General features: G+C 36.4%; 22 protein-coding genes. 2 read left to right on the top strand and 20 right to left on the bottom strand.

Annotated elements, in window-relative coordinates:
- Positions 1–718: 718 nt before the first annotated feature.
- The 5 genes from CG11_RS03085 to CG11_RS03065 all read right to left on the bottom strand — a co-directional run bounded on the left by CG11_RS03085 (position 719) and on the right by CG11_RS03065 (position 5794).
- Positions 719–1486 carry a DUF2490 domain-containing protein gene (locus tag CG11_RS03085; RefSeq protein ID WP_052593010.1) on the bottom strand — a complete coding sequence of 256 codons (768 nt, stop codon included), beginning with the start codon at positions 1484–1486 and terminating at the stop codon, positions 719–721.
- Positions 1479–2819 carry a CotH kinase family protein gene (locus CG11_RS03080; protein WP_052593007.1) on the bottom strand — a complete coding sequence of 447 codons (1341 nt, stop codon included), beginning with the start codon at positions 2817–2819 and terminating at the stop codon, positions 1479–1481. The genes CG11_RS03085 and CG11_RS03080 overlap by 8 nt, the downstream gene beginning before the upstream one ends.
- A gap of 572 nt (positions 2820–3391) precedes the next feature.
- The gene (locus CG11_RS03075) at positions 3392–4072 is read right to left on the bottom strand and encodes a peptidylprolyl isomerase (protein WP_052593005.1); all 681 of its coding nucleotides are present in this window, start codon (positions 4070–4072) and stop codon (positions 3392–3394) included.
- Between the two features lie 199 nt (positions 4073–4271).
- Positions 4272–5183: an SDR family oxidoreductase gene (locus CG11_RS03070; protein ID WP_052593003.1), complete on the bottom strand. Its 912-nt coding sequence runs from the start codon at positions 5181–5183 to the stop codon at positions 4272–4274.
- On the bottom strand, positions 5183–5794 hold the full coding sequence (locus CG11_RS03065; protein ID WP_063832999.1) for a DUF255 domain-containing protein: 612 nt from the start codon (positions 5792–5794) through the stop codon (positions 5183–5185). Before CG11_RS03065 ends, CG11_RS03070 begins: the two co-directional genes overlap by 1 nt.
- A gap of 327 nt (positions 5795–6121) precedes the next feature.
- Here CG11_RS03065 and CG11_RS03060 point away from each other — a divergent pair, with 327 nt between their 5' ends.
- Positions 6122–6679 (top strand): UbiX family flavin prenyltransferase, encoded by a 558-nt coding sequence (locus tag CG11_RS03060; protein WP_052593001.1) that lies wholly within the window; start codon positions 6122–6124, stop codon positions 6677–6679.
- 485 nt (positions 6680–7164) lie between these two features.
- On the opposite strand, the gene CG11_RS03055 is transcribed toward CG11_RS03060, so the two are convergent.
- The 14 genes from CG11_RS03055 to CG11_RS02985 all read right to left on the bottom strand — a co-directional run bounded on the left by CG11_RS03055 (position 7165) and on the right by CG11_RS02985 (position 24688).
- Positions 7165–7521, bottom strand: a complete 357-nt coding sequence (locus CG11_RS03055; RefSeq protein WP_052592999.1) for an N-acetylglutamate synthase — start codon at positions 7519–7521, stop codon at positions 7165–7167.
- A 512-nt stretch (positions 7522–8033) separates the two neighbouring features.
- Positions 8034–9482 carry a cell division protein FtsZ gene (gene ftsZ, locus CG11_RS03050; RefSeq protein WP_052592997.1) on the bottom strand — a complete coding sequence of 483 codons (1449 nt, stop codon included), beginning with the start codon at positions 9480–9482 and terminating at the stop codon, positions 8034–8036.
- Between the two features lie 329 nt (positions 9483–9811).
- Positions 9812–11125: a cell division protein FtsA gene (gene ftsA, locus CG11_RS03045; RefSeq protein ID WP_052592995.1), complete on the bottom strand. Its 1314-nt coding sequence runs from the start codon at positions 11123–11125 to the stop codon at positions 9812–9814.
- A 410-nt stretch (positions 11126–11535) separates the two neighbouring features.
- Positions 11536–12309, bottom strand: a complete 774-nt coding sequence (locus CG11_RS03040) for a cell division protein FtsQ/DivIB (protein ID WP_156039640.1) — start codon at positions 12307–12309, stop codon at positions 11536–11538.
- A 142-nt stretch (positions 12310–12451) separates the two neighbouring features.
- The gene (murC, locus tag CG11_RS03035) at positions 12452–13810 is read right to left on the bottom strand and encodes a UDP-N-acetylmuramate--L-alanine ligase (RefSeq protein WP_231512755.1); all 1359 of its coding nucleotides are present in this window, start codon (positions 13808–13810) and stop codon (positions 12452–12454) included.
- A gap of 35 nt (positions 13811–13845) precedes the next feature.
- Entirely contained in the window at positions 13846–15021 is a 1176-nt protein-coding gene (locus CG11_RS03030) for an FtsW/RodA/SpoVE family cell cycle protein (RefSeq protein WP_052592992.1), read from the bottom strand.
- Between the two features lie 67 nt (positions 15022–15088).
- Positions 15089–16501 carry a UDP-N-acetylmuramoyl-L-alanine--D-glutamate ligase gene (gene murD, locus CG11_RS03025; RefSeq protein WP_052592990.1) on the bottom strand — a complete coding sequence of 471 codons (1413 nt, stop codon included), beginning with the start codon at positions 16499–16501 and terminating at the stop codon, positions 15089–15091.
- A gap of 9 nt (positions 16502–16510) precedes the next feature.
- A complete protein-coding gene (gene mraY, locus CG11_RS03020) occupies positions 16511–17764 on the bottom strand; it encodes a phospho-N-acetylmuramoyl-pentapeptide-transferase (RefSeq protein WP_052592988.1) in 1254 nt (417 codons plus the stop codon).
- Positions 17765–17824: 60 nt separating this feature from the next.
- Positions 17825–19276 (bottom strand): UDP-N-acetylmuramoyl-L-alanyl-D-glutamate--2,6-diaminopimelate ligase, encoded by a 1452-nt coding sequence (locus CG11_RS03015; RefSeq protein WP_052592985.1) that lies wholly within the window; start codon positions 19274–19276, stop codon positions 17825–17827.
- A gap of 18 nt (positions 19277–19294) precedes the next feature.
- Positions 19295–21520, bottom strand: a complete 2226-nt coding sequence (locus CG11_RS03010) for a penicillin-binding protein (protein ID WP_052592983.1) — start codon at positions 21518–21520, stop codon at positions 19295–19297.
- A gap of 47 nt (positions 21521–21567) precedes the next feature.
- Positions 21568–21942, bottom strand: a complete 375-nt coding sequence (locus CG11_RS03005; protein ID WP_052592982.1) for an FtsL-like putative cell division protein — start codon at positions 21940–21942, stop codon at positions 21568–21570.
- A gap of 119 nt (positions 21943–22061) precedes the next feature.
- Positions 22062–22994: a 16S rRNA (cytosine(1402)-N(4))-methyltransferase RsmH gene (rsmH, locus tag CG11_RS03000; protein WP_052592980.1), complete on the bottom strand. Its 933-nt coding sequence runs from the start codon at positions 22992–22994 to the stop codon at positions 22062–22064.
- Positions 22972–23454 carry a division/cell wall cluster transcriptional repressor MraZ gene (mraZ, locus tag CG11_RS02995; protein WP_052592978.1) on the bottom strand — a complete coding sequence of 161 codons (483 nt, stop codon included), beginning with the start codon at positions 23452–23454 and terminating at the stop codon, positions 22972–22974. Before mraZ ends, rsmH begins: the two co-directional genes overlap by 23 nt.
- 427 nt (positions 23455–23881) lie before the next feature.
- Entirely contained in the window at positions 23882–24688 is an 807-nt protein-coding gene (locus tag CG11_RS02985) for an SMI1/KNR4 family protein (RefSeq protein ID WP_052592974.1), read from the bottom strand.
- A gap of 108 nt (positions 24689–24796) precedes the next feature.
- On the opposite strand from CG11_RS02985, the gene upp reads away from it, so the two are divergent.
- Positions 24797–25453 (top strand): uracil phosphoribosyltransferase, encoded by a 657-nt coding sequence (gene upp, locus CG11_RS02980; protein ID WP_052592971.1) that lies wholly within the window; start codon positions 24797–24799, stop codon positions 25451–25453.
- A 109-nt stretch (positions 25454–25562) separates the two neighbouring features.
- On the opposite strand, the gene CG11_RS02975 is transcribed toward upp, so the two are convergent.
- The gene (locus CG11_RS02975) at positions 25563–26795 is read right to left on the bottom strand and encodes a metallophosphoesterase (protein WP_052592969.1); all 1233 of its coding nucleotides are present in this window, start codon (positions 26793–26795) and stop codon (positions 25563–25565) included.
- Positions 26796–26990 lie beyond the last annotated feature (195 nt).

Raw genomic sequence — 26990 nt, 5'->3', positions numbered from 1 at the left:
CTTCTAAAAGATAAATTTGGGTTTTAATTGGGGTGATTTAGGACTTGCATGAATGGGAATACATGCAAGTCCAATCTTCAACCACTAAAACTTCTAAAGATAAATTTGGGTTTTAATTGGGGTGATTTAGGACTTGTACGAATGGGAATACGCACAAGTCCAATCTTTCACCGCTAAAACTTCTAAAGATAAATTTGGGTTTTAATTGGGGTGATTTAGGACTTGCATGAATGGGAATACATGCAAGTCCAATCTTTCACCGCTAAAACTTCTAAAGATAAATTTGGGTTTTAATTGGGGTGATTTAGGACTTGTACGAATGGGAATACGCACAAGTCCAATCTTTCACCGCTAAAACTTCTAAAGATAAATTTGGGTTTTAATTGGGGTGATTTAGGACTTGCATGAATGGGAATACATGCAAGTCCAATCTTTCACCGCTAAAACTTCTAAAGATAAATTTGGGTTTTAATTGGGGTGATTTAGGACTTGTACGAATGGGAATACGCACAAGTCCAATCTTTCACCACTAAAACTTCTAAAAGATAAATTTGGGTTTTAATTGGGGTGATTTAGGACTTGTACGAATGGGAATACGTACAAGTCCAATCTTTTTCAGCCCATTCCCTACGACAAAAAACCTTACCTGAAAAGTTTATAGAGCGTAAAGCCTAGCAACTAATCAGGTAAGGTCTTTTTTTTCAACAAGCTTTTGGAATTACTTAAAGCGTACTTTTTTCTTCTTTTTCTTTTTTGATTTGGTCTTATATTGGTAAGATAACACCACTACATGGTTATAATTTGCCCCATAGTATTGCATACCTATCTCCATAAAATACTTAACGCCTAAACTATGGTTAGAGGTGATTTTATAATTAGTTTTTACACCAGCCCGACATTTGGTAAATCCATTTAAAGCTCCCAATTCATCGTGAAAAAATAATTCAAAAAAAACTTCTGGATCGAATTTCCATTTCTTAAAATCATAACCAACTTCGATTCTATTTCTTAAGTCTTTTGTCCAGTAGTTTTTATAAATATCATCTTTTCTCTTTAGTTCATCTTTAAACTGTCCTCGTAACCGATAGTCTAAATGCAATCGTTTGAATTTAAACCGATATAAAAAATCAGCATGCAATCTCAGATGATTTTCATAATCATTATCATCTAATGCTCCAATATAACGAAGCCCTACACCAATTTTTATTGGTTTTACCAACTTATGAAACCTAGGATTATATTGCGTTTCTACTTCTACTAAAAATTGATCAAATTCAGGACTTGTTAACTTTGCTCTAGCCTGAGTACTTACAGTTAACTCCCATGACTTGTTAAATTTATAGTTGTACGACAAGTTCCCCCATAATTCAACATCAATATCAACATCCGATGACTTTCCCTTGGACGATTTTTGAGCATGACTAGAAAATGAAAAAACTAAAAGAAAAAAAAGAGAATGGATAAAATATACTTTTTGATTAATCATGTTCAAAATGGCAAATTGATGATGGTTTAGAATTTCCACGGGGCAAAGCATAAATACTTTCTTTTCGATGTTGTATCCAGCTTTTTAGTCTCTCAACACACATTCGACCTCCCGTATGCTCCATACTTTCTGCTGTTTCAGCTTGTCTGTGAAAATGATCGACCAAAGCAATTAATGCAGTTTCATTCCATACATTATCCAATAAATACTGCATCTCTCTATCAAACATTTCTACAGCATCAGGACATCTAGAAAGTCTCCTTGGCAACTCTGCTGTAGTAAATTCTTTTAAGCTTGCTCCATGATCTACTACATAGTAATTTATACCCGAAGGGATAAAAACAGCTCTGTCATCATCATTAGGATCAAAATAAATATACGTATTGTTGCTGTTTCGGGCATAACCATCAGTATGATTCATCAGTACCTCTAGTGCCCAAAATTTAATAAATTTCTCAATATTAACATATTTGCTAAGCTTTGATACCAACTTATTGGTTGGTGTGCTAGATAATATTTTAGCAATTTTAGCAATTCGATATTTAGAACAATCAGTCTGCTCTGTTTTGCACTCCCACCGACTCAACCAACTTGCTCTAAAATCTGTTAATTGGCATTCGTATAAATCTCCTGAGGCACTTCCAAAATTTCGGATTAAGAATTTTTCATCAATTGCCTCTACATGAGAATACACCCCCAAAGGCTCTTCATTAATAGAAACATTAGCCAAGTTGCATCTTGGAGCAGGATAATTTGCCCATTCCAGCAATTTGTAAAACACACCTTGAATAACTCTAGAAGGATCTTCCGAATTATTGTTAAAAATAACATTGTGATGTATTCCTATAGGATTAAAATCTTTGTATCGATTCAGATTAATTTTTATTGATGGAGCATCTGAAAATATAGATCCCAAAAATCCTTTTTTACGGATGCCGCCATTAAACCACAAATCATCTATGTTGAATAAATTAATTCTATACCAATTAAAATAAGAGGGAAAAGGCACATCACATTGATTCAAGTATTCAAACGCTGCTTTTTTGGTTGCAATTCCTCCATCCTCATCAACACTAGGTCCAAAACGAGACTCATTTCTCATCAACTCAAAATCAGGTTCATCCATATGAATTTCTACACAAAACATATGATCCTTACTAAATGTAAGCTCATGCTCACTATCTAATGTTCCAGCTGAAGCTGTGGGGTGGCAGGGAACAGAATAATGTCTATATTCCCATTCAACAGCATCAATATCCATTTTTGAACAAGCACTAGACAAAAAAAGAATCATTACAATTCCATAAACATTTCTCTTCCAACCGATTTGCATATATTTTTTTAGCTTTTATTAACAATAACAAGTTTAGTTTTATAATTTACAAGCAATAAAATTGCTCCTTGTCTAAACTTCCGTTTAAGTTCTACATTACCCTAATACCACAAAGCCATTTAACTCTCTTTTAACTTCTATATTTATGGAGATGGACTTCAGGCAGGAATCAAACAAAACACCAATGGCGATAAATTGGCTGACCTAAAATTTAGGTCTTTGTTTGTAGGCAATCCATAAAAGATAACTTCATAGCATTTTAGAAACGTCTTATTCTAATGAAAACTGCTTGAGAATAGAATTATTTCCATAATAGAAAGTATCTAAACAGAGAAATACAATAAACAGAGTCGTCAATAACATTTGCCTTCTTCTTTGTTTACAAAGATTTTAAACGGGCATCAAATTACTGCTTTTTGAGTTTTTCAAAATCCATTTAATCTATTCACATCCAATCCCTTTTGCTTATAATTTCCTTTCAGAGCAAGCTTTTCTTCAACAACTTCATTGCATGAAATCACTTATCTAAACGAAAGTGTCTATAAATATAGTTGGGTTGAGTAAGCAATTTATTACCCTTTTTTGATTTTCATTGTCATCATAACATCCTTAACAGGACGACTATTTCGGACTTGTACCGCCGCTATTTTATCAATAACATCTAGTCCTTTGATGACACGACCGAATACAGTATAGCTACCATCCAAGTGTGGTGTGCCGCCAATTTCAGCATAAGCTTTCTTTTGTGCCTCCGTATATTTTTTGCCACTATGGGCAGCCATTTGAGTTAGAATTTCAGGTTTCACTTTTTGTCCTTGTACCAAATAAAATTGAGATCCAGAAGAAGCCTTGGTAGGATTTACCCCATCTCCCATTCGAGCAGCAGCCAAAGCTCCCTTGATGTGGACTAAAGAATCAACAAACTCAGCAGGAATGGTATAGCCGGGACCTCCATTTCCAAGCATTACGCCCGCAGCAGCACCTTTTGATTCGGGGTCTCCTCCTTGAATCATAAAGTTATTAATCACCCGATGAAACAATAAACTGTCATAAAAACCTTCTTTGACCAACTTGACAAAGTTATCTCTATGTTTTGGCGTACTAGAGTAAAGTTGTATTTCTACCACTCCATACTCTGTTGTCATTTCAACAATCGGTTCATAATTGGGAGATTTAGGATTGTAAATACTCTTTGAACAAGCACTCCACAGACAAGCGAATGCAAGCAATAAAAATAAATGTTGCTTTTTCATCTTCTACGTTATAGATATTAGTAGTTCGTTAAAAAATAAAACGTCCACTAATTATATGGTTTTAGTAGACGGTTAAAAATAAAATACAATGATAGTGTTTTTATCCTAATAACGAAAAAAAGCATTCCACAGCTTGCTAAAAAACTAAAATACGCTGCTGCTACGTAGTTTCAACGGAGTAATGAATAGAAGTCATTATTTATGAACTACTCTTGAGAGAGGATAATTGTTCATCAAGGCTTGGAACCTTATAACCCAATATTTCATTGGCCAATGAGCTATCTAGACTCACATCTGGTGGTCGTGCGGGGATCAAATCAAGCTCTTTTTGCATTGTTGGTACAATTAATTGCTTGTCTAACTCAAAATGTTCTGCCATTTTCAAAGCAAAATCATATCTAGAACAAGACTCCCCACCTCCTAGATGAAACAAGCGTTCTTTTTCGTGCTGTTGCTGATTGGTATCCCAAGCATATACCATTAGTTTTTCCAAGCCCATACTTGCCGTTGTCGCACCAACCATTGTTCTATATTCATCTACAAAGCCTCTAATTTCTTCTCCTGCTTGTAATTTTTCAAGGGTTTGTGTATAAAAATTACTGGCATAACTCGGTGTTGTTCCAAACATCAATGGCAAGCGAGCAACAAAAACATGCTCAAAGTCTTCTAACACACTTTCTTCTGCCATTTGTTTTTGCAAACCATATTGAGACAATGGGTAAGAAAAGTCATCTTCGGAATAAGGAGCTGAGTTGCCATTAAAGACCAAATCTGTAGAAGAAAAAATCATTGGAATATTTGCCCGTTGAGTTGCTTCAGCTATAGCTACGGTGGTATACACATTAATGTGATGGCTTAATGCAGGATGTTGCTCACAAAATGCAGGGTTGGCGATTGCTGCCAAATGAACAACTATATCTGGTTTTTCTCGATCAATCAATTTAGAAATCTCTGGAGTATCTAAAAGATTAATTTTTGTCCAATTAATTTTTAAACCTGTAGGTTGGTTTCGAAAATACGTTCCTACTAAGTCATACTTGGAAGCAAATTGTTGGCAAAAATTAAAGCCTAAAAACCCAGATGCCCCCGTTAAAAGAACCTTTTTGGTCATTAGTGTTTGGTGTTATTGGTGGTAGGAGCAACCATTTTTTGAGGGCTTTTATATGCTTTTTGAAAATCAGCCCAAGGTGTTTTGGTATAATGCTCTTCAGCTAAATAGTGCATAATCATATCAAACGTAGGGATATCCAAATAACCTGGAATACGCTGTAGTAGTTGAAAATCTTCGTTCAAAAATACAACTGTTGGATAGCTCATCTTTCCAGCTAGCAAGGCTGCTGCTAATTCGTGGTAGCCTCTACGCCCATTGGCAACATATTTAAATGTCTTGCCATCAAAGGTAATGGATTCTTTTTGCTCTGCATCAAATTTAACAGGATAAAAATGCTCGTTTAGGTAAGAAGAAACCATTGGTTTTTCAAATGTTTCCTTGTCCATTTTTTTACACCAACCACACCAATCTGTATAAATATCGACGAATATTTTTTTAGGTGTCTTGCCTGCAGCTTTAGCTGCTTGCGCTGCGGCAACGGCTTCTTCCCATGTCATCCACCGCACATTCTTCCCATCAATATGGCCTGCCGTATTATGGGGAGCTGTCGTAAAGGCGTAGGCTGCCATAAAAAAAGAAAAGGTCAATACACCCAGTAAAATCTTTTTCATATCTCGCTAGTTTTGTAAAACTTTATTTGCTAATTCAAGAACTTTCATGAGAGAACCACCTGTCACGAAATAATCAAGTTTTAAGTTATTCTATATTCGATTAGTCGTTCGTTGATTTTTTTGAACGATTACTTAAGTTCATGCTAATAAAACTCTATTTCTTATCAGAAGTTACTTATTTTCCTACCTTTAAGATTTATTTATTAATCTTTTAAGAAAAGTTTTAGTGTAGTAAATTTACTTAAAATTTTTCCTAAAAATGAACTAAGATCAATAATTGCTGTATTCATAATAGAATTCAAAAACGATTCCAAAAATAATAAAAAAATGAAGAAAATAGTAATTGCGGTTGGTGGGTCTAGTGGTTCTATCTATACAAAAGTTCTGTTAGACAAACTGGTAACACTCCAAGACCAGTTAGAAAAAGTCGGTATTGTTATGAGTGATAATGCCAAATTAAATTGGAAATTAGAGCTTGAAAATACTAATTATGATGCATATCCGTTTGATTTTTATACCAAGAATGATTTCTTTGCTCCCTTTGCTTCTGGTTCTGCCAAATACGATACTATGATTGTCTGTCCTTGCTCAATGGGTTTATTGGCAAGAATCGCTACAGGAGTCTCTAACGACCTTACTACACGTGCTGCTGATGTTATTTTAAAAGAAAGAAGGCGCTTGATTCTTGTTCCTAGGGATACTCCTTTTAGTCTTATTCACATTAACAATATGAAGACTATCACAGAGGCAGGTGGGATTATTTGCCCTGCAATTCCTTCTTTTTATAGCAAACCTACTACATTGGAAGAAGTAGCTGCAACAGTGGTTGATCGAATCTTAGATTTGGCAGGTTTTGAAATTGAAAGCTACCGTTGGGCAGAATAAAGGCACTTATTTTTAAGGTAGGTTAAAGTCTCGTTAAAGATTATCAATATCCCTATTATTCATTCTTTTTTTAATTTTTGATACTGTGCAACCCTTAGATTTCTTTGAAGAAACTTCAAAACACACTACTTATAAAACACTTCAAGTTTTTTTAATTTTCATCAATGCTGTGTTTTACATTACAATCCCTACTATGATTATGCTAATAGAACATTCGGTTAGCTTTGATACTTTAGTTCTAGTTCCCGTCCTAATCGTTATCTTCACCATTTATACTTTTACTGCTTCTACATTCGTTCATGCCGCACTAAGCCTTTTATTTTATATATTATCTACTACCTTTCGCCTTTTGAAGTGCCCCCTTCTTTCTAATTTATTCAAGGCTTTTAGAGCAAGATTAAATGTTATTGTGCTTAGTCTATGCACTAATTTGCTCTTTTTAGTCTGGTATTTACAATACATCCATTTTATTGGCTAATTAGTACCTACCCCATCGAAACAACTTCCTCTACAATAGACATTCCTTCTGATTGATCGCCATTGGTCCAACGCCACTTTTCAAACAATCGAATTCTACCATTCGAGCGCATTTCAGGAGTCGATTCACAATAACCCGTCATCAATTCTCCTTTAACACTGACGTGTTGATAATGAAATTGTAATTTGCCATTTTCTAGAACCTTGCCCGTAATAGTTCCTATTTCGATTCCACCTCCTTCATAAGTCCCCCAAACAACATTTCCTCGTTGGCGATAATAAAAGGTTGTTGCATTCGTCACATGACCATTATCATCATTGACAATTGCCTTAAAAATTTTGTTATTATAATTAAATGTTGCCATACATTATTATAAATCATCCACTATTTTCACCTTGCTTGCCCTTCAACCAATATCCTCAAATTGCAACTTAACACTTGTCTAAATACAAAAATCAGTTACCCTAAAGCTACCGTCAAAGAACAACAAACAAAATACACACGACTAATTATTAAGCATGAACTTATGCTCAAATAAATTAAGCATTTAGAACAAATTATGTAAAAACACCTCTATTTTTTAGGTCTATTTACTCAAATAAGATTTATTGGAGGTCTATCAGTATGTATTTAGCGGACTGTTGTTATTAAAAATAAACTACTAATCAATAAATTGAATTGTTGGAAGCCATACCTTAATAGCATTAGGTATGCTATAGGCACCCAAGATAGTATTTTTTTAACATTTTCTTAATATTTAACTAAAGTTAGATTGCATTCTATAAAAAGAAAGAATCCATCCTAAATTTAAAATTCAAGATGGATCTTTATTAATATATTGCATTTGCCCTTGAGCAAGGACATTGTTGTCTAAAACTAGTCTACATTATCGTGCAAAAAAGAGTTATTATCCTTTACTTCAGGTTCATCATCGTCAGAAATTGTCCATTGAGATACATTCGAATCAGAAGAATGCTCAACATTATCTAGTGCAATACCTTTGCGGAGGTAAGCAGGTTGATTTTCAAGTTCATTCAACACTTCAGGATTATTTAGTTTTACGCTCAAATTTTTGAGACGTTGTCTACGTTCTTCCAAAGTTTCTGATTTTTCGACAACTTTAGGTTCTTCTTTTTGGGTGTCAGGCTTTACAAATGGCTCTTTTTCGATAGAGTATTTAGGCTTGTCACTACTTTGTTTTTTTTTACTAAAGTTAAATTCAATAGATCCATGATCCGAATCCAAATCTTTGTTAAAAAAAGATCCCGATGTTGATTTTTTGGTAGTTGGTTCGTCATCGTCCAAAGCCACGCGAACTTTCTTTTCGACAGGACGCTCTTCTCTTGCCGTCATTTTCTTGGCATCTTGACCTGTTTCAAAGCCTGTAGCAATTACAGTAACTGAAATTTGTTCTCCCAAGCTTTCATCAAAACAGTTTCCCCAAATAAGGTCTGTTCCATACCCAGCCTCTTCTTGTACATATTCTGTAATTTCGAAAACCTCATCCATGGTTACTTCCTTGGTACCAGAAGTAATATTTAACAAGATGTGTTGTGCTCCTTTGATGTCATTGTCTTCCAATAAAGGAGATTGCAAAGCAGCTTCTACAGCACGAATAGCACGATCGTCGCCCTCTGTGGTTGCCGTACCCATTACCGCTACTCCAGAGTCACGCATAACAGTATTGACATCTTCAAAGTCAACGTTTACATAACCAGGTACTGTAATAATTTCGGCAATACCTTTGGCTGCTGTCATCAAGATATCATCTGCTTTAGAGAAAGCTTCGCTAAGGTTTAAATTGCCATAAATTTTACGCAATTTATCATTAGAAATAACGATTAACGTATCGACATTTTTCTTCAATTCTGCCAAACCTTCCATGGCTTGTTTCATACGTCGACGCCCTTCAAAAGTAAAGGGTACAGTTACAATTCCTACGGTTAGGATATCCAATTCTTGAGCAGCTTTTGCGATGACGGGAGCCGCACCTGTTCCTGTTCCTCCCCCCATTCCTGCGGTTACAAACAACATTTTGGTACCATCACTAAAGTATTGCTTTACTTCATCCAAAGATTCGATACAAGACTCTCTACCAATACCCGGTTTAGAGCCTGCTCCACGACCTTCTGTAAGGGTAGGTCCCAACTGAATTTTGTTAACCACTGCACTAAGATTCATTGCTTGGTTATCGGTATTACAAATTGCAAAATCAACTCCTACGATTTTCTTCTCGTACATATAGTTGACTGCATTGCTACCACCACCACCAACACCAATTACTTTGATTATTGGGTTTGAATCATCTGGTATATCGAATTTCATACTATTTCCTTTATGTTACAAGTTCGAGGGCTTCCGCCAAATACGGATCATGGGGACAAACCCTCTCCGCTTTTAATTTCTTTTAACAATTTATTGAATAACTAGTTTTGCCAAGCAATAAAATGTCATTCAACAACCATTAAATAAGGCTATTTTTGATTATTACAAACTAGCCAACTACAAATATAAAAATTCTTTGACAGAATTTTCAATTAAAGAATCAAGAATTCTTATAGACATTACCATGAATTAACCTCTAAGCTCAGAAAATAGCTTTTTAGAACCTTTTTCTAACGGCGTTTCGTGATAATGTCTTTTAAACAATCGATTTAAAGGTCCCCGTCTGGTTCTGCTTCAAACCATTCTTTGGTACGTTTGAAGATTTTTTCATACCACTTGTTCCCTTCCTCTATTTCAACAGTTTGTTTGCTGTGTGTAGCAGGAACCGCATTAGAACTGTAGTTTGAATCGGCTTCGTATTGACGACCTCTTTGTAATTCTTCAAATCCATTTAGAATCAAGCCGATGCTTGTTGCATAAATTGGGCTTGTAATTTCTTTGTCATATCCATGTGCCAAATGCTCTGTAGGGATTCCCATACGAGCAGACATTCCTGTGTGCAACTCTACCAAATCCGTGATATTGCGCAACAAGGCACCACCACCTGTCAAAACAATTCCACCAATCAACTTACGCTCGTACCCTGAACGACGAATTTCCCAATAAATCAAATCCAAAATTTCTTCCACACGTGCTTGAATAATGCGTGCCAAGTTAATTTCAGAGATTTCTTTGTGCGAACGTCCTCTTAGACCAGGAATCGTAATAATTCTATTTTCAGTCAAGGCATTGGCCATAGCAGCACCAAATTTCACTTTCAATTTCTCGGCTTGTTGCCCCATAACGTTACACCCCTCTTTAATATCTTTGGTAATGATATTTCCCCCCAAAGGCACTACAGCAGTATGGCGGATGATTCCCTCATGGAAAATCGCTAAGTCGGTTGTTCCTCCTCCTATATCAACCAAAGCAACCCCCGCTTCCATTTCTTCTGCGCTTAACACAGAAGCAGAAGAAGCAATTGGTTCCAATGCCAAAGATGCCATTTCTAGACCTGCTTTCTGAACACATTTAGCAATGTTCTTTGTAGCTGTAGTTTGCCCGGTAATAATATGGAAATTTGCTTCCAAACGAATTCCTGACATACCAATAGGGTCCACAATACCTTGCTCGTTGTCTACGATATATTCTTGAGGGATTACGTGAATGATTTTATCACCTGGAGGCAAGACCAACTTGTACATATCCGAGATCAAATCATCTATATCATCTTGCGAAATTTCATCGTGCAAACTGTGTCTTGTCAAGATACCTCTATGCTGAAGACTCTTGATGTGTTGTCCAGCTATACCGACATTTACCACACCTATTTCGACACCTGAGCGACGCTCTGCTTCTGCTATAGCATCTGAAATCGCCTTTACTGTTTTTTCAATATTAGATACAACACCTCTTAGAACACCCACTGATTCTACTTTACCAGTTCCCAATATTTCTAATTTTCCGTGTTTATCCTTGCGCCCTACCATAGCGCAAATCTTTGTAGTTCCGATGTCTAAAGCGACAACAATTTGGTTTTCCATAATAATCCGCAATTTATTTAATTCTTTATGTTATAGTTTATAGCTTACTAACTTAGTCCATAAATGAAGAACGACTATATTCATACTAATTGGGTAATTTATTGATACAGTATGTTTTTAGTTCCCATTACTAGTAAGAATGTCTTGTGTAGTTGATAAAACATGAAAATGTATTTCACATTTAGCTAACAATCAACTACACAGCACTTACAAAGTAATTTAATACGACTATTGAACTATAGTAAGCTATTGATAGTAGTTTGCTTATTCTTTATCCTTTTGATTTAAGGTCAAAACCTTTCGCTAAAACTAAAAAATTAGCAAACTAAATTGATGTTATTAACTAGTTGATTCCTAAAGGCAATTAATTCGTGCAATTCCCTTAGATTCTTTTATCTCTTGTTGTTTAACTAACGTTTCTTGGCAACTACTTGCCCCTTGAAAGCCAAGTTGATGCTCTTGTATTTGTTCCATCCTTCTACAGGCAATCCATCTTGATAAAAAACCTCTAAACGATGAAATTTGTCTTCAATATCTTCATTAGGAGCCCCAAATTTTATTTCATGGTCACCTAATTTTGGTATTAAGGTTGCTTCTCCACTGTGATCAATATGGATTTGCTCCAATTGTGCCTTCCAAAAGTCATTGCCATTGATAAATTTGATTAACTCAAACACCCGATTTAACCGATGATGAGGAATATTCAAATAATTATCATTATAATGACCAATTTTTCCTGTTACAACCATTACTCTAGCAGTAAACTTAGGAGATGTCCGAACACGCTCTCCATCTTCATCCAAATAATAGCTTGGATCTTCTTCATCCATAATTCGAGCAATTGGAATCCGTTGTTCAACTGTAATATGAACTTTGTTTAGAGCATCAATATAAACATCGGCATCTTTGATAAAAATATCCGATTCCAAGACCTCTTCTATTTCCTTTAGATCAATCAACTCCAAGGGTTGTCCAACTATTGCATGCCTAAATTCTCTGAATAAAATTTCCGTCACATCACGCTCTCTAACAAATTTATTTTGAGCGTCATTTTTAATAATTTTAATGGTCAGATCATCCTCTCCAATTACACTTTTCTTGCGGTATTGAACCGCTGCAATGACCAATAACAAAATAGCAACAGCCCCTACTATCAATGATAGTCGCTTTATAATCCAAGACATTCTTTTGGGGTGCACTTCCATAATTTGTCATTCTAAATTATCGCCCAACTGAGCTAATTTAATTAATATAATTTCTTAAAACCTATGAATACTATATAATATGTCACATACAACTAAAAAGTTCCAAGACAAGGTGTTTTTATTAAGATTTCTTTAACATTTTAACAATATTAGGTACCAAAGCACCAATATCACCAGCTCCTAAGGTCATCAAAACTTCTAAATCTCTCGTTTTTAGTTCTTCCAACAAAGCTTCTTTTGAAATCAAAACTTTGCGACTCCATTTCATTTTATCAAAAATAATTGCTGAACTTACCCCCTCTATTGGTAATTCTCTAGCGGGATAAATATCCAACAAAATCACTTCATCTAAATCATCCAAAGCTTTCGCAAATCCCTCTGCAAAATCCTTTGTTCTAGAAAACAAGTGTGGCTGAAACACTCCTGTTATTTTCCGATTAGGATACAAGGTTTTTGCAGCTTTAATAGCTGCTTTAAGCTCCTCAGGATGATGTGCATAATCATCAATATAAACCTGTGTTGCTTCATTCAACATAAATTCAAACCGACGCTTGATGCCTTTAAAAGAAAGCAAAGCCGCCCGAATATCATCTGCCGTACATCCCAAATACCTTGCTATCGCAATGGCTGCTGTAGCATTCAATACATTATGATAACCAGGCAAAGTAAACTTCAAGTTTTTAATAATGTCTGTTCCTTGTTCCCAGTCAAAGACAAAATAAGGTGCTTCTGCTCGAATATTGGTCGCACGAATACTTCCCGCTTCTATTCCATAAGCATTCAATCTTATATCTTCGTTATGATGCTGTGCCAACGGCAAATCGTACTTATGATATAATTGTCCTTGTACCTGCTGGACATAATCGTAAAATGTTCGATGCATTGACGCCTGATCTCCGTAAATATCCAAGTGATCTGCATCCATAGAAGTAACAATTGCCAATTCTGGATACAAGTGTAAAAAGGAACGATCAAACTCATCTGCTTCCATCACAACCCATTCTGATTCACCTGCTACAAAATTCGATTCAAAGTTGGCTGCAATTCCTCCCAAGAATGCCGTACAATCAACACCACAACTACGCAACACATGTGTCAAGATAGCACTCGTCGTGGTCTTTCCATGTGTCCCAGCAACACCAATTGTCTTTCTATTTTTAGAAATCAGCCCTAAAACCTCTGCTCGTTTTTTTACAACAAAGTTGTGTTCCCAAAAATAGTTCAGTTCTTGATGTGTTTTTGGAATAGCTGGCGTATAAACTACTAAATCGATACCTTTGGGAATTTGTGTTACATCATCTTCATAATGTATCTTCATTCCTTCTGTCTCCAAGTTTTTAGTAAGAACTGTTTCTACTCTGTCGTACCCAAATATTTCTATTCCCAAGCTATTGAAATAACGTGCCAAAGCACTCATTCCAATTCCTCCAATGCCTACAAAATAGATTTTTTTAAGTCCGTCTAATTTCATTTCTTTCATATTGACTGTTATCCACAAAGTAATGCTCCAAACAATTAACTATCCAAAGCTACTTGGTTATCTCCACTTTTTCCGCCCTCACCAACACTCGTTTCTATATACTTGCTTACACTTAGTATGATTCCTAAAGAAATCCCTGTAAATAAAAGTGACGTTCCTCCCATGCTCACAAAAGGCAATGTCAAACCAGTTACGGGCAATAAATTTACATTAACAGCCATATGTACAAATGCTTGAATGACCAAACTAAAGCACAATCCTAACGCCAACATTGCCCCAAATGCTTTGGGACTCCTAGTGACCAATCGAATACAACGTAGTAATAACGTAATGTACAAACCAATCATAATCATAGCTCCCATTGTGCCATACTCCTCTACAATAACGCAAAAAATATAGTCTGAATAAGAATGTGGCAAAAAATGCGCTTGTTGTGCATTTCCTGGACCTACACCCAAAAATCCACCTTGTGCTATCGCCATTTGAGCTTGTTCTACTTGGAATTGGTCTCCCGATGAACCCACCCAAAAATCTTGTAATCTTGTTATCCACGTATTGACTCGAATAGAATCTGGAAAAAACTCTGACAACATGATTAAAATAGCAAATGCCCCAACTCCTAACATGACCAATGAAAATACATTTCTCATTTCTACTCGCCCTATAAACATTAACAAAGCACAAGTAAAAAATAAAATCATAGCAGACGATAAATCCGATGGTGCAATCAATCCACAAACTAGTAGTACAGGAATAATCAATTCCCCTAATGCTACTTCTTTCGTTTGCATCAGTGATAATGTTCTAGCAGTATACATAATCAAGGCAATCTTCGCAAAATCTGATGTTTGAAACGTTACACCTATAAAAGGAATTCGTATCCAACGAGTAGCTTGATTAAAGGTTTCTCCGAGCAGCTGGGTATACACTAGCAATGGAACAGCTATGACTAACAAAATGACCGACAAACGCCCATATTTGACATAATTGACCATATGACAGATATAAATCAATACCATAGAAGCACATAATAAAATAATATGCTTTGCTAAGAAAGATTCTGTATTCATTCCTGTACGTAAAGCCAACGCTTCAGCAGAACTGTAAACTGTCAAAACAGAAAGTATCGCTAGCAATCCAATTACTAGCCATATAACTTTATCTCCCTGCAATAGAGCACCTACTTTAGTTTGTATAAATTTTACGTCCATTGTTATTCTTTATAATCTTGGTGCACAACTCAAACACAAGTGCTCTAGTTGTGTCTCCTTATATCTTTCAATCGTCTGACTTCCGATCAACAGGATTTTGCTTAAAATCAATGTTCAAACTAACCTGTATTCCTTCGGTCATTATTTTGTGTTGTTGTCTCAACACAGCCTTAAATTTATTGCCTCGATCTATATAGTTTTTAAATAGATCAAAACTTGCGCAAGCTGGTGATAATAATACAGCATCTCCAGATTCAGCATACAACGTAGCTATTTTTATAGCTTCCTCCACACTTCTAGCTTCTACAATAATCTCATGTTTTCCTTCAAACGCCTCTTGTATTCTAGTATTGTCCTTTCCCAAACAAACAATAGCCCGCACTTTTTCTTGAACCAAGTCCAATAAACGAGCATAATCATTTCCTTTATCTACTCCACCAGCAATCCAAACAACTGGTTTAGTCATCGCCTCCAAGGCATAAAATACGGCATCTACATTCGTTGCTTTGCTATCGTTAATAAACTCTATCTCGTTTAGTGTAATTACAGATTCTAAACGATGTGGCTCATTCTCGAAAGAAGAAAGCGCTTTTTTGATAGCAGCCTGCTCAACTCCCAGTTCATTCGCTGCCAAAACAGCACATTGCATATTAAAATAGTTGTGTCTACCTTTTAATGCCAATGCTCCTTTAGACATTTCAAAACCTATTTGGGGCACTCTAAACAGCTCCGAATCTTGCTCTAGAACACGCATAGAGACTTCACATATCCCCGTTGTATTTCCATTATAAAAATGCGTCCATCCGTACTGAATATTCGCATCATCACTATTGTATATAAAAACTTGTTCCGCCTCTTTATTCTGAACAATTCTAAATTTAGAGGCAATATATTTTTCTAACTGATATTCATAACGATCCAAATGATCTGGCGTAATATTCAACAAAATTGCAATACGAGGATTAAACGTTGTCATATTGTCCAATTGAAAACTACTAACCTCTACCACATAGTAAGCACGATCTTTTTCTGCAACTTGTTTGGCTAAACTAAATCCAATATTTCCTGCAATTCCAACATCAAAACCTGCTACCTCCAAAATATGATGCAACAATCTCGTTGTTGTCGTTTTCCCATTACTTCCTGTTATACCAACAATCGTAGCTTGAGTATAACGACTCGCAAATTCCAATTCATCAATCACTGGAATCGCCTTTGCTTTTAGCTGTTGAATTAAAGCAACATGATCTGGAATTCCTGGGCTTTTAATCACCAAATTGGATTGTTCAAGAATCCGCTCTATACTATGCTTACCTTCTTCATACGCAATTTTTTTCTCTTCTAAAATTGCTCTATACTCTTCTGCGATTGTTCCCAATTCAGAAACAAACACATTAAAACCTTCTTTCTGAGCCAATATAGCTGCTCCAACACCACTCTCACCAGCCCCCAGTACCACTATGTTTTTATGATTGCTCATCAATTGGTTTTATCTTATTTTTAAAGTTATAATTGTCAGTACAGCCAAAAATACCCCCACAATCCAAAAACGAGCTACAATCTTTGATTCATGCATCCCTTTCTTCTGAAAATGATGGTGCAAAGGAGACATTAAGAAAATACGCTGTCCTGTACCTGTTTTTTTCTTAGTATATTTAAAATAACTCACCTGCATCATAACCGATAAGTTTTCTGCAACAAAAATCCCACACAATAATGGAATTAGTAATTCTTTGCGAATCATAATTGCCAACGCAGCAATAATACCTCCCAAAGCCAAACTTCCTGTATCTCCCATAAAAACTTCTGCGGGATAAGCATTGTACCACAAAAAGCCTATACACGCTCCCAAGAAGCAAGCTGAAAAAACAACCAGTTCTCCTACATGTGGAACGTATAAAACACCCAAGTACTCCGCTAGGATATTATTTCCCGAAACATAAGCAAACAAGCCTAATACAGCTCCAATAATAGCCGATGTTCCTGCTGCTAGTCCATCAATTCCATCTGTCAAATTTGCCGCATTAGACACCGCTGTCATAATAATAATAACAAAGGGAATAAAAATTAGCCATACCCAGTATTTTGCATTGGCACCTAAGAACCATAAAAAGTACTGATAATCAAATTCATTTCCTTTAAAAAAAGGGACATTTGTCATCGTTGTTTTCACATAGACCATGTCCTTTGTATAAGTTATTTTTTCTCCATTGCTTCCCCTTCCCGTACGTTCTACAGGCACTTTTTTGACAATTTCATAACCATACTCCTCTGCTACTTGTTGGTCTACTCGAACCACAACATCATCATGAAACAGCATAACAGAACCAATAATAGCTCCTAATACTACCTGTCCTAAGATTTTATACCGTCCAGCCAAACCATCTTTACCTTTGGTCAGCTTCATATAATCATCCAAAAATCCAACGCCTCCCATAAAAACAGTTGTTAAAAGCATCATTTGGATGTAAACATTTGTCAAATCTGCTAATAACAGACAAGGCAATAAGATTGCTAAATGAATCATAAGCCCTCCCATTGTTGGGGTCTTGGCTTTTGTTTCCTCTCCAGGCAATCCCAATGCGCGTTGCTTTTCTATAATTTGCATTTGCTGAATCAACCCAATAATCTTCTTACCAAAAACCAACGTAATTAGTAAAGCAATCAAAACTGCCAATCCTGCACGAAAAGTCAGGTATTGAAAAAGTCGAATATCTAAGGTTTCAGCTAACCAGTATAACATGATTCTAAGTGTTCTATTCTTTTGGGGATTCCAAAGAACTTCTCATTTTTTAAGAAGCTCCTATTCGTTCAAAGCGTTTCTCAATTCTTCTTTATCATCAAAAGGATGTTTGACCCCATTGATGTCTTGGTATTTCTCATGTCCTTTACCCGCTACTAGAATAATGTCTCCTTTTTGAGCGAGTTGACAAGCCGTTCGGATGGCTTGTTTTCTATCTGTAATAACCAAGGTTTTCCGATTCGCGTAGGGCGGAACCCCTTGCTCCATATCAAGCAAGATTGCCTCTGGTTCCTCCGTACGCGGATTATCGGAAGTTAAAATCGTTTGTTGACTATAGTCACAAGCGACTTTCGCCATTAAAGGGCGTTTGGTTTTGTCTCTATCGCCACCGCATCCTACTACGGTGATAATTCGTCCGTTGCCAGTTCGCAACTTATCTATTGTTTGTAAAACTTTTTCTAAAGCATCTGGTGTATGCGCATAATCAACAATGCCAACCACTCCTAGTTGTTCGTTTTGTATATAGTCAAAACGACCTTCTGGTGCTGCTAAATTGCTCATGACGGCAAGCACTTCTAATTTATCCGCTCCTAACAACCTTGCAGTCGCATAAACCGATAACAAGTTATAGGCATTAAATCCACCGACCAAACGAGCATACACTTCTTCACCATCCAAATACAACACCAAGCCTGAAAGGTTGTTTTCCATAATTTTGCCTTTAAAATCGGCCATCTGGCGCAACGCATACGTTGCTTTTTGGGCAACGGTATTTTGCAACATCACTTCTCCTCGTTTGTCATCCAAATTGGTTAGAGCAAACGCTGTTTTAGGCAAAGCATCAAAAAAACCTTTTTTAGCATAAATATAGTTTTGAAAGGTCTTGTGATAATCCAAATGATCGTGTGTGATATTTGAAAACACCCCTCCTTCAAAATGAATTCCTGCAATTCGCTTCTGATCTACTGCATGAGAACTAACTTCCATAAAAGCATACTCGCATCCAGCATGATTCATTTCCACCAACAATTGATTTAATGTAATCACATCAGGCGTAGTATGTGTGCTTGGAATGACCTCCTGCCCTATTTTATTTTCTACCGTAGAAATTAGCCCTACAGTATACCCCAATTGACTAAACAAATTATGCAACAACGTTACCGTTGTCGTCTTACCATTTGTCCCTGTTACACCAACCAACTTTAATTGCTGTGAAGGCGCGCCATAAAACGTATTGGCAAAATGCCCTAATGTCTCTGCGGTATCTCTAACTCTTATGTATAGAACATTTTCTTGAACCTTGTCAATTTGCTCACAAAGCACAACACAAGCACCATTTTGAATCGCCTTCTCTATGTACAGGTGCCCATCCGTTTCAACTCCTTTAATGGCTACAAATAAAGCACCTTTTACCACCTTTCTAGAATCAAACTGAAGGCTTTCGATTTCAGGGTTAGTATTCGGTCCTATTGCCTGATAATTGGTTCCTTTTAGCAATTCATTTAATTTCATACCTCAATTTCATTACAATTATCCTAGTACCAATTCAATCGTATGTGCTTCATTTACAGAACGACCAGGCTTTATAGACTGAGATTTCACCTTACCAGAACCTCTCACTTTCACTCTAATATTTCTATTTTCCAAGAGGTACAAAGCATCTCTTAAGCCCATTCCTACAACGTTCGGAACCACTTTATCTTGATCTTTAATATTTCTAGTTACCAATGCCAACGTATCATTCTCAATACGACTTACTGCCCAACGTGTAGTTGAAGCATCTTTATAAGGCATACCTAAACCTTCTACTAAAGTTTCAAAGTCTGATTTAAAGCCAACTTGCAAGTCTGGCATTTTTGCTCCTTTATACACTCTAGCTGAGTCATTAATAGCATGATGCACGTCAATGATTTTGGAATAACATTTATCCGCAATTTCTTTAAAAACAGGGGCAGCCACTCGACCACCATAAAACCCTACTCTCGGATTGGTTACAACCACAATACAAGAATAAACAGGTTTATCTGCAGGAAAATAACCAGCAAAGGAAGAACGATACTTTTTAGCTTCTCCTCTATCTCGGTAAGCACGATAATTAATAATAGCTGTACCTGTTTTACCAGCTATACTATAATGCTCTGGTTTGATATTTTTAGCGGTTCCACTTTTGCCTGCCACCACACTTTCCAACAATTGCTTGACATAAGCAACTGTTTTCTTGTCCACTAAGTTACGACTGATAATTTCAGGTCTAAATCGTTGCTCCGTTTTTCCAAACGCACGAATTTCCTTCACAATATGCGGCTTCATCATTTGACCATTATTCGCAATGGTATTGTACAAATTCAATGTTTGCAAAGGAGTTAAATAAGACTCATAACCAATAGACATCCAAGGAACTGTAATACCACTCCAGTCTCTATAATCTGGATCTTTAATAAAAGAAGATCCCTCTCCCGAAAAGCCAAGTTTGGAGTGCTCAAACTGCAAGCCTCTCAAATAATCTATATATTTCTTTTGACTTGCCTTATCCTTGTTATAATACTTATTAGCCAATCGTGCGACTCCAACATTCGAAGAAATCTCAAATGCTTTACTAACTGATGTAAGGGTTAGACCATGATAAGAAGCATCTTCCATTGTCTCTTCATAAAATTCAATTCGCCCCTTATTCAGATTAACGGTATCTGTTGGTTTAACATAACCATGTTCAAACAACGCCATCATAGTAGCCAACTTAAATGTCGACCCAGGCTCAGCAGCTTCAGCAATCGCATAATTCTTTGTTTCCCAATAAGATGTTCTTTCCTTATTAAAACCAATATTAGCAATTGCTTTGATTTCTCCTGTTGCAACCTCCATTACAATAGCACAACCATGATCCGCTTGATTGTTTTGTAACGTTCTCAACAAGGCTTCCTCTGTAATATCTTGTATATTAATATCTAATGTTGTCACGACATCTTTTCCTGCTTTCGGTTCGATTTCGGACATATCTGTCAAAGGCACCCAAATATTGCTCCCAATACATTTCATAGGTTTCAAGGTCTCTTCACCAGACAAAATATGATTAAATGCCTCTTCTAAACCGACTCGCATTGTATCCAATACAGGCATTCCGCGAACATCTCGAATCGTGTCTCCCGATGGTTTCATTTTGACATACGGACGAATGTACCCTACAGTACGATGTGCCAACATTTTAAATGGATATTGGCGTTTGCTCATCTTATCAATGATCAAACCACTCTTGTACTGTCCACCTTTATTAAATAGAGGAAACTTTTTAATTTCTTCTAATTCCAAATACCCTACATTCTTACGAATAGGAAAATAACGATGTCCTGCGTTACGTGCATTTTTTAAACGAGTTCGATAAGCACCAATAGTATATTCGTTATCTACATAGCGCGCCAAACAAGCAGCCAACGTATCTACATACTTCATAAAAGTATCCTTGGGCACCACCTTTGTATCAAAGTGTAACTGAAAATACGGCAAAGAAGTCGCCAACAAACTACCACTTTCTGCCAAAATATTTCCTCTAGGAGCCTCCACAGGGCGCAAAGCAATATAAATACTATCTGCTCTTGCTCTAAGTTCTTCGCCGTCCATATACTGTACCTTACCGATCTGTAGCAAAATAACTACAGCAGCAACGATCGTCATAAGCATGACGACGTAGATGCGCCACAAAATGGCATTCTTAACATCTACCGGTTTAGCGGCGTTTTTGGTTTGGTCTTTTGTTGACATTGAGTTTTCTATCCTTATGTTCAATAGGGCTACCTAAAGTATAGTCCTTATTTGATTTTGTTTTTACTGATAATTTTTTTGGGATTGGTTTCTAATTCTTCCAAACCCATTTTTTTTACTTTTTTAGCAACAACAGATTCCATGCTTTGATACATCAGGTCTGAGTTTTTAGAATTACTTTCCCAGCTAATTGCCCTTAGTTCTTTTTGGATGGATTTAATTTCCTTAATAGTTTGAACAGCGTAATGCGAATTAGCAATATAAATAACTCCTAAAAAAGCCAAGTAAAAGATAAAATGAATGTTATTGAACAAATAAAAAGCGCTCATATTCAAACCATTCATAAAAGCAGGTTGCTTTTTTGGTTTGGAAGGCCTTTTGGGCGTTGTTGATACAGGTGCTTTTATTTTATTCTCAGCCATAATATTGCTCGTTTCCTCTTCTTCTCTATAACCACTCTTTATATATTCAGAATAATCAACTAGTATGAGAAGGAGTTGCTATAAATTGTCGTGGGGCGAACACTTGGTTCGCCCGTACGTCAATTAAATAATAGCGGTTTCTTATCCGTTCGTTCTGCTATACGCATCTTAGCGGATCTAGCTCTTGGATTTTCTTTTATTTCTTTATCCGTAGGGATAATAATTTTTTTATTAATTGCTTTTAAAGGTTGATAAAAGTTGCCAAAATCATCTTTTTCTGGTTCCTTCTCAAATGTTCCTTTCTTGATCAAACTTTTAATCAATCGATCTTCTAAGGAATGATATGAAATAACTACAAGCCTTCCACCTGTCTCCAATACTTCTGTACTCTGCCACAACATTTCTTTTAATACCTCTATCTCTTCGTTTACCTCCATTCTCAAGGCTTGAAAAACTTGAGACAAGTAGCGATTCTTCTTTCCTTTAATACATTTGTCAATAGCTGTTACAAAGTCACCAATTGTTTTTAAGGCAACTCCAGAGTCTCTTTTCTGCACAATTGTTTGCGCTAGTGTTTTGGAATTTCGAACTTCGCCATACATTCCAAAAATATGCTGCAATTGTTGTGCATTATATGTATTGACTACTCGCTCGGCAGTTAGATCTGCACCTTGATTCATTCGCATATCCAACAAAGCATCAAAACGAAACGAAAAGCCTCGTTCTGCTGTATCAAATTGATGAGAAGATACGCCCAAGTCAGCCAACAAACCATCAATTTTCCGAACGCCTTCTAATCTCAAAAAACGCTTTAAGAATCGAAAGTTGTGTGGTATTAACTTAAATCGCTCATCTTCGATTACATTCTCCGCCGCATCAGCATCTTGATCAAAAGCAAACAACCTTCCCTTTGGACCTAATTGTTTTAAGATCAAAGCAGAGTGTCCTCCCCCTCCAAATGTAACATCTACATACGTGCCATCTGGCTTTATAGCTAACCCGTCAATGCTTTCTTGAAGCAATACGGGATTATGATAATTCAATTCCTCCATCTTGACTTCCTCCATTCAAATTGCCCATGACCTCTTCTGCTAAAGCATCAAAATCAGTTGGTTCATCATTTAATAAAGCTTCATAATTTTCTTTTGACCAGACCTCAATTTTATCAAAATAAGCAAACAACACTAATTCTCTGTCCGCTTCAGCATGATCAAGCATTGTTCGAGGAAACAATAGTCGAGAATTGCTATCTAATTCTAACTCAGTTGCTCCTCTAAAGAAATAACGAACAAAATCTCTATTCTTTTTTACGTATTGATTTAGTTTTTGAATATCTTTGGAAATCGTGTCCCAAGCTTGTCTAGGATACAATACCAAACATTTTTCAAAACCTCGGTTTAGTACAAAGCCATCCTGTGCCAAATCTCCCAGTTGTTTCAACAAGGGCGATGGCAATCTTAGACGCCCCTTTGCGTCCATTTTGCAATTGTATTCACCGAGAAATTGTATCATTAAAAATCTTTTGTTTGTTATAACAAATCAAAAATACCATTTTTTACCACTTTTTACCACTTTCTACCACTTTTTGTAGAAAATAATTCCCACTTTTTGCACTTTTCTTCTCTTTAGTGCAAAAAAAATGAGTCTCACCCAAGCAGCTAAGACTCTCAAAACCCTTTATTTATGGGCTACAGCCAAAAGTGTGTCACTTTTTCGTTTACACCCTTGTAAAAAGTGGGAAATTTTCCCTTTTTTTTCAAAAAAGTGGAAAAAAAAAGCGTTTTTTTTCAAAAAAGTGAAAAAAGTGGGAAACTTGAATCATTTGGTGGGAAAGAGTGGGAAATGCTTCCGCTCAACTTTTTACAAAAGTAATCCTAAGCTTAAATCAACGACTACACAATAGTAGTGCCGCCAACTACCCCTAGCTATTTATTAGCTATTACAACAAGCCCTTTAATTGATACATTTCTAACCAAAGAGAACGCCCAGAAGTATCGCCTTCCGACCATTTTTCGAGCCACTCCAAAATCGAATCGCAATGTTTCCAAACGCAAGACTGCCAAGTTGTTTTCTCCTGTTTTAGGTTCTTGTCTAATACATAAACAGCACCATTTGGATTACCACAATCTATCAAAGAATAAATATCAGCTCCCCAGTACAAAAATGGGACAAATAGCTTGGACAGTTCCCAGTCCCAATCCTTAATTTTTGCTTGATGTATTTCATCATAAGCTTGCTCCAAAGTAATCTTTGAACTGCCTTCTTTTTCTTCTAAAAAGAAAAAGCCATAATCAGGACCAAAGTCACCATTGCCCAATTCCAAATACAGCTGTTTGAGTGTAGTTGGCAACGTCAAACCAATCTGTTGCTCTAGATTTGTCAAATTATATTGATGGTTACTTTTTTCTAAGGCAGTCGTAGATTTTCCAAATTTTTGACTTAAAGTAGAGGCTACTTTTGCGCCTTGTGCCAAACTATTACTCAAACGAACCATTCGATGGTGACCATTGATTTCAAATAATCTATACACTCTTGTCTCGCTATACCATCCCTCTTGCAAGGCAAAATTTATCCACTCTTTTACCTTTTGGGGAGAAGATAGTCTTTTGTCCGTTCCTTCTTGGACAATAACCAAACAGGCTGCAAGGTCTACAACATTATAAATGGTGCATTCTATTGCTCCCAACCATGTAAACACTTCTACTTCCCAGCGATAATGTTGCTGCCCTATTACAATTGTATTCATTTTTAAAATCCGCTTCAATATAAATCAACAAGTGAAGCAAAATCTAAGCTTTTTTTTTTACATTAGACCCCAATGGATTAAGTTTTTCTATAAAAAAAATCAATCATCATGCCTATCTTCAATCTATCTGCTCAAAATTCCCTTATACATCAATTTGTTACAGAGCTTCGAGACATCGACATCCAAGCAGATCGTATGCGCTTTAGAAAAAACCTAGAACGCTTGGGAGAAATTTTTGCCTACGAAATTAGCAAAACATTGCAGTATGGAGAATTCGAAGTAGAAACACCTATGGGAATTTCCAATTCTAAAATATTAGCTATTCCTCCAGTTTTGGCTACGATTCTGAGAGCAGGAATTCCAATGCATCAAGGCTTGTTGAATTTTTACGATCAAGCTGACAATGCCTTTGTTACAACGTATCGCCGCCAACATAAAGATGGCACATTTGAAATTCATATGGATTATGTTTCTTGTCCCTCTATTGAGGGCAAACCACTCATCATTTGTGATCCAATGATTGCCACAGGAATGTCTATGACAACGGCAATTGAAGGTATACTGGAACATGGTACCCCATCTCACATTCACATCGTAGCGGCTATTGCTTCTACAGATGGCATAGAACATTTGGAAAGAACCTTACCCAAAGCAAGTATTTGGGTGGCAGCAATTGATGAGGAATTGACCGCCCGTTCCTATATCGTACCTGGTTTGGGAGATGCAGGAGACTTGGCTTATGGAGATAAAAATATTGAAGAATAACATTCAAAAGTATTTCCGATAGTAGCCCCTTGTTAGGATTTTAGTACGGGGCTACTATTGAAAAATTAAGACTTGTTGTTTCTTAAAAAAAAATCGTTCCATAGAAATTTTACCCTTTTTTCAGTTCAAATACTGTAATTTCAGGAAAGACTCCTACTCGCCCAGCAAAACCCAAAAAACCAAACCCTCTATTTACATACAGGAACTTCCCCGCTTCTTCGTACAAACCAGCCCAATGTTTATACACATACTTAATTGGACTCCATTTGAACATGGGCAAGTCAATTCCCATTTGAAATCCATGCGTATGTCCACTAAGAGTCAAATGAATGTGTTTATCATAAGATTTAACACGGTCTTCCCAATGAGTTGGATCGTGTGACATCAATATTTTAAATTCTTTTTCTTCACAATCTGCTGTAGCCAAATCCAAATCACCTATCTTAGGAAAATGTCGGCTGCGTCCCCAATTTTCAACTCCTATTAGACGAATGTATTGCCCTTCCTTCTCTAGTTTTCTACTTTCGTTTAATAACAAGTTAAATTCCATTGTTTGGTGATGCTCTTTAATTCGGTCTAAATTTCGCTGACCATGCTCATCGTTATCAAACATTCGTTTATACATGGGATAATCATGATTTCCGAGCACTGAAAACTTACCATAAGGAGCTGTTAATGATTTAAAATCATCTAAATAAGGCTCTATTTCTGAAGCGTAACTATTCACCAAGTCACCTGTAAATACAATTACATCTGCGTTTTGTGCCTGCAACAATTCAATTCCCTTTTGAACCGCCTGTTTATTATCAAAACTTCCAGAATGCACGTCTGATATTTGAGCAATTTTAAACCCATCAAAAACATCAGGTAAATCATCAAATACTAAAGGCTGCTTGTGGACTGTAAAGTTGTATTTCCCCCACGTAATGCCATATAAAAAAGACATAAAAGGAATCGCTCCAAGCAATACACCGCCTTGTTTTAAGAATTTCCGTCGCTCAAATTTAATTCCCTTCTGATGGCGTTTGCCCAAATAGTGGCGACCTCTCTGAAATAAGCCTACCAAGTCATCTAACAAAAAGAATGGAGACACCATTAATTCGCAAACTAAAAAGGAAATCATTAACGCTATAGAATAATTGGCAAAAGCTGAAACAGAACTAATTCCTCCTCCAAAGCTATTAAAAAGCGCATATACACCTACCCCCATTGACAAAACCGAGATCACTCCCAAACCAATCGCCAAATTTCGATACAATGGTCGTTTGAACAATCGAACCAAACTAAAATAGACGTAAATTTTCATTACAACAACCAATGCCCAAAAAGCAAAACTTCTCATAGTATTTTATTTGTATTTCTAATAACAACCTCTTACCTTCTTTTATCAAACACGTCTGATCCCTTAAGAGTTGCTAACTCGCTGCGTTATGTCAAAAAATTCGACCATTCGAGTTATCCTAACGACAGAATTAATTTTAATGGTTGATACATCCAGTTTTTAAGCACACTTTGTAAACTATTTCTAAATGTTGAC

It is taken from the genome of Aureispira sp. CCB-QB1 (genome assembly GCF_000724545.1).
In the GTDB taxonomy this organism is placed as follows: Bacteria; Bacteroidota; Bacteroidia; order Chitinophagales; family Saprospiraceae; genus Aureispira.
The sequence above is the reverse complement of the archived record's forward strand: the minus strand, read 5'-3'. Positions and strand labels throughout refer to the sequence as shown.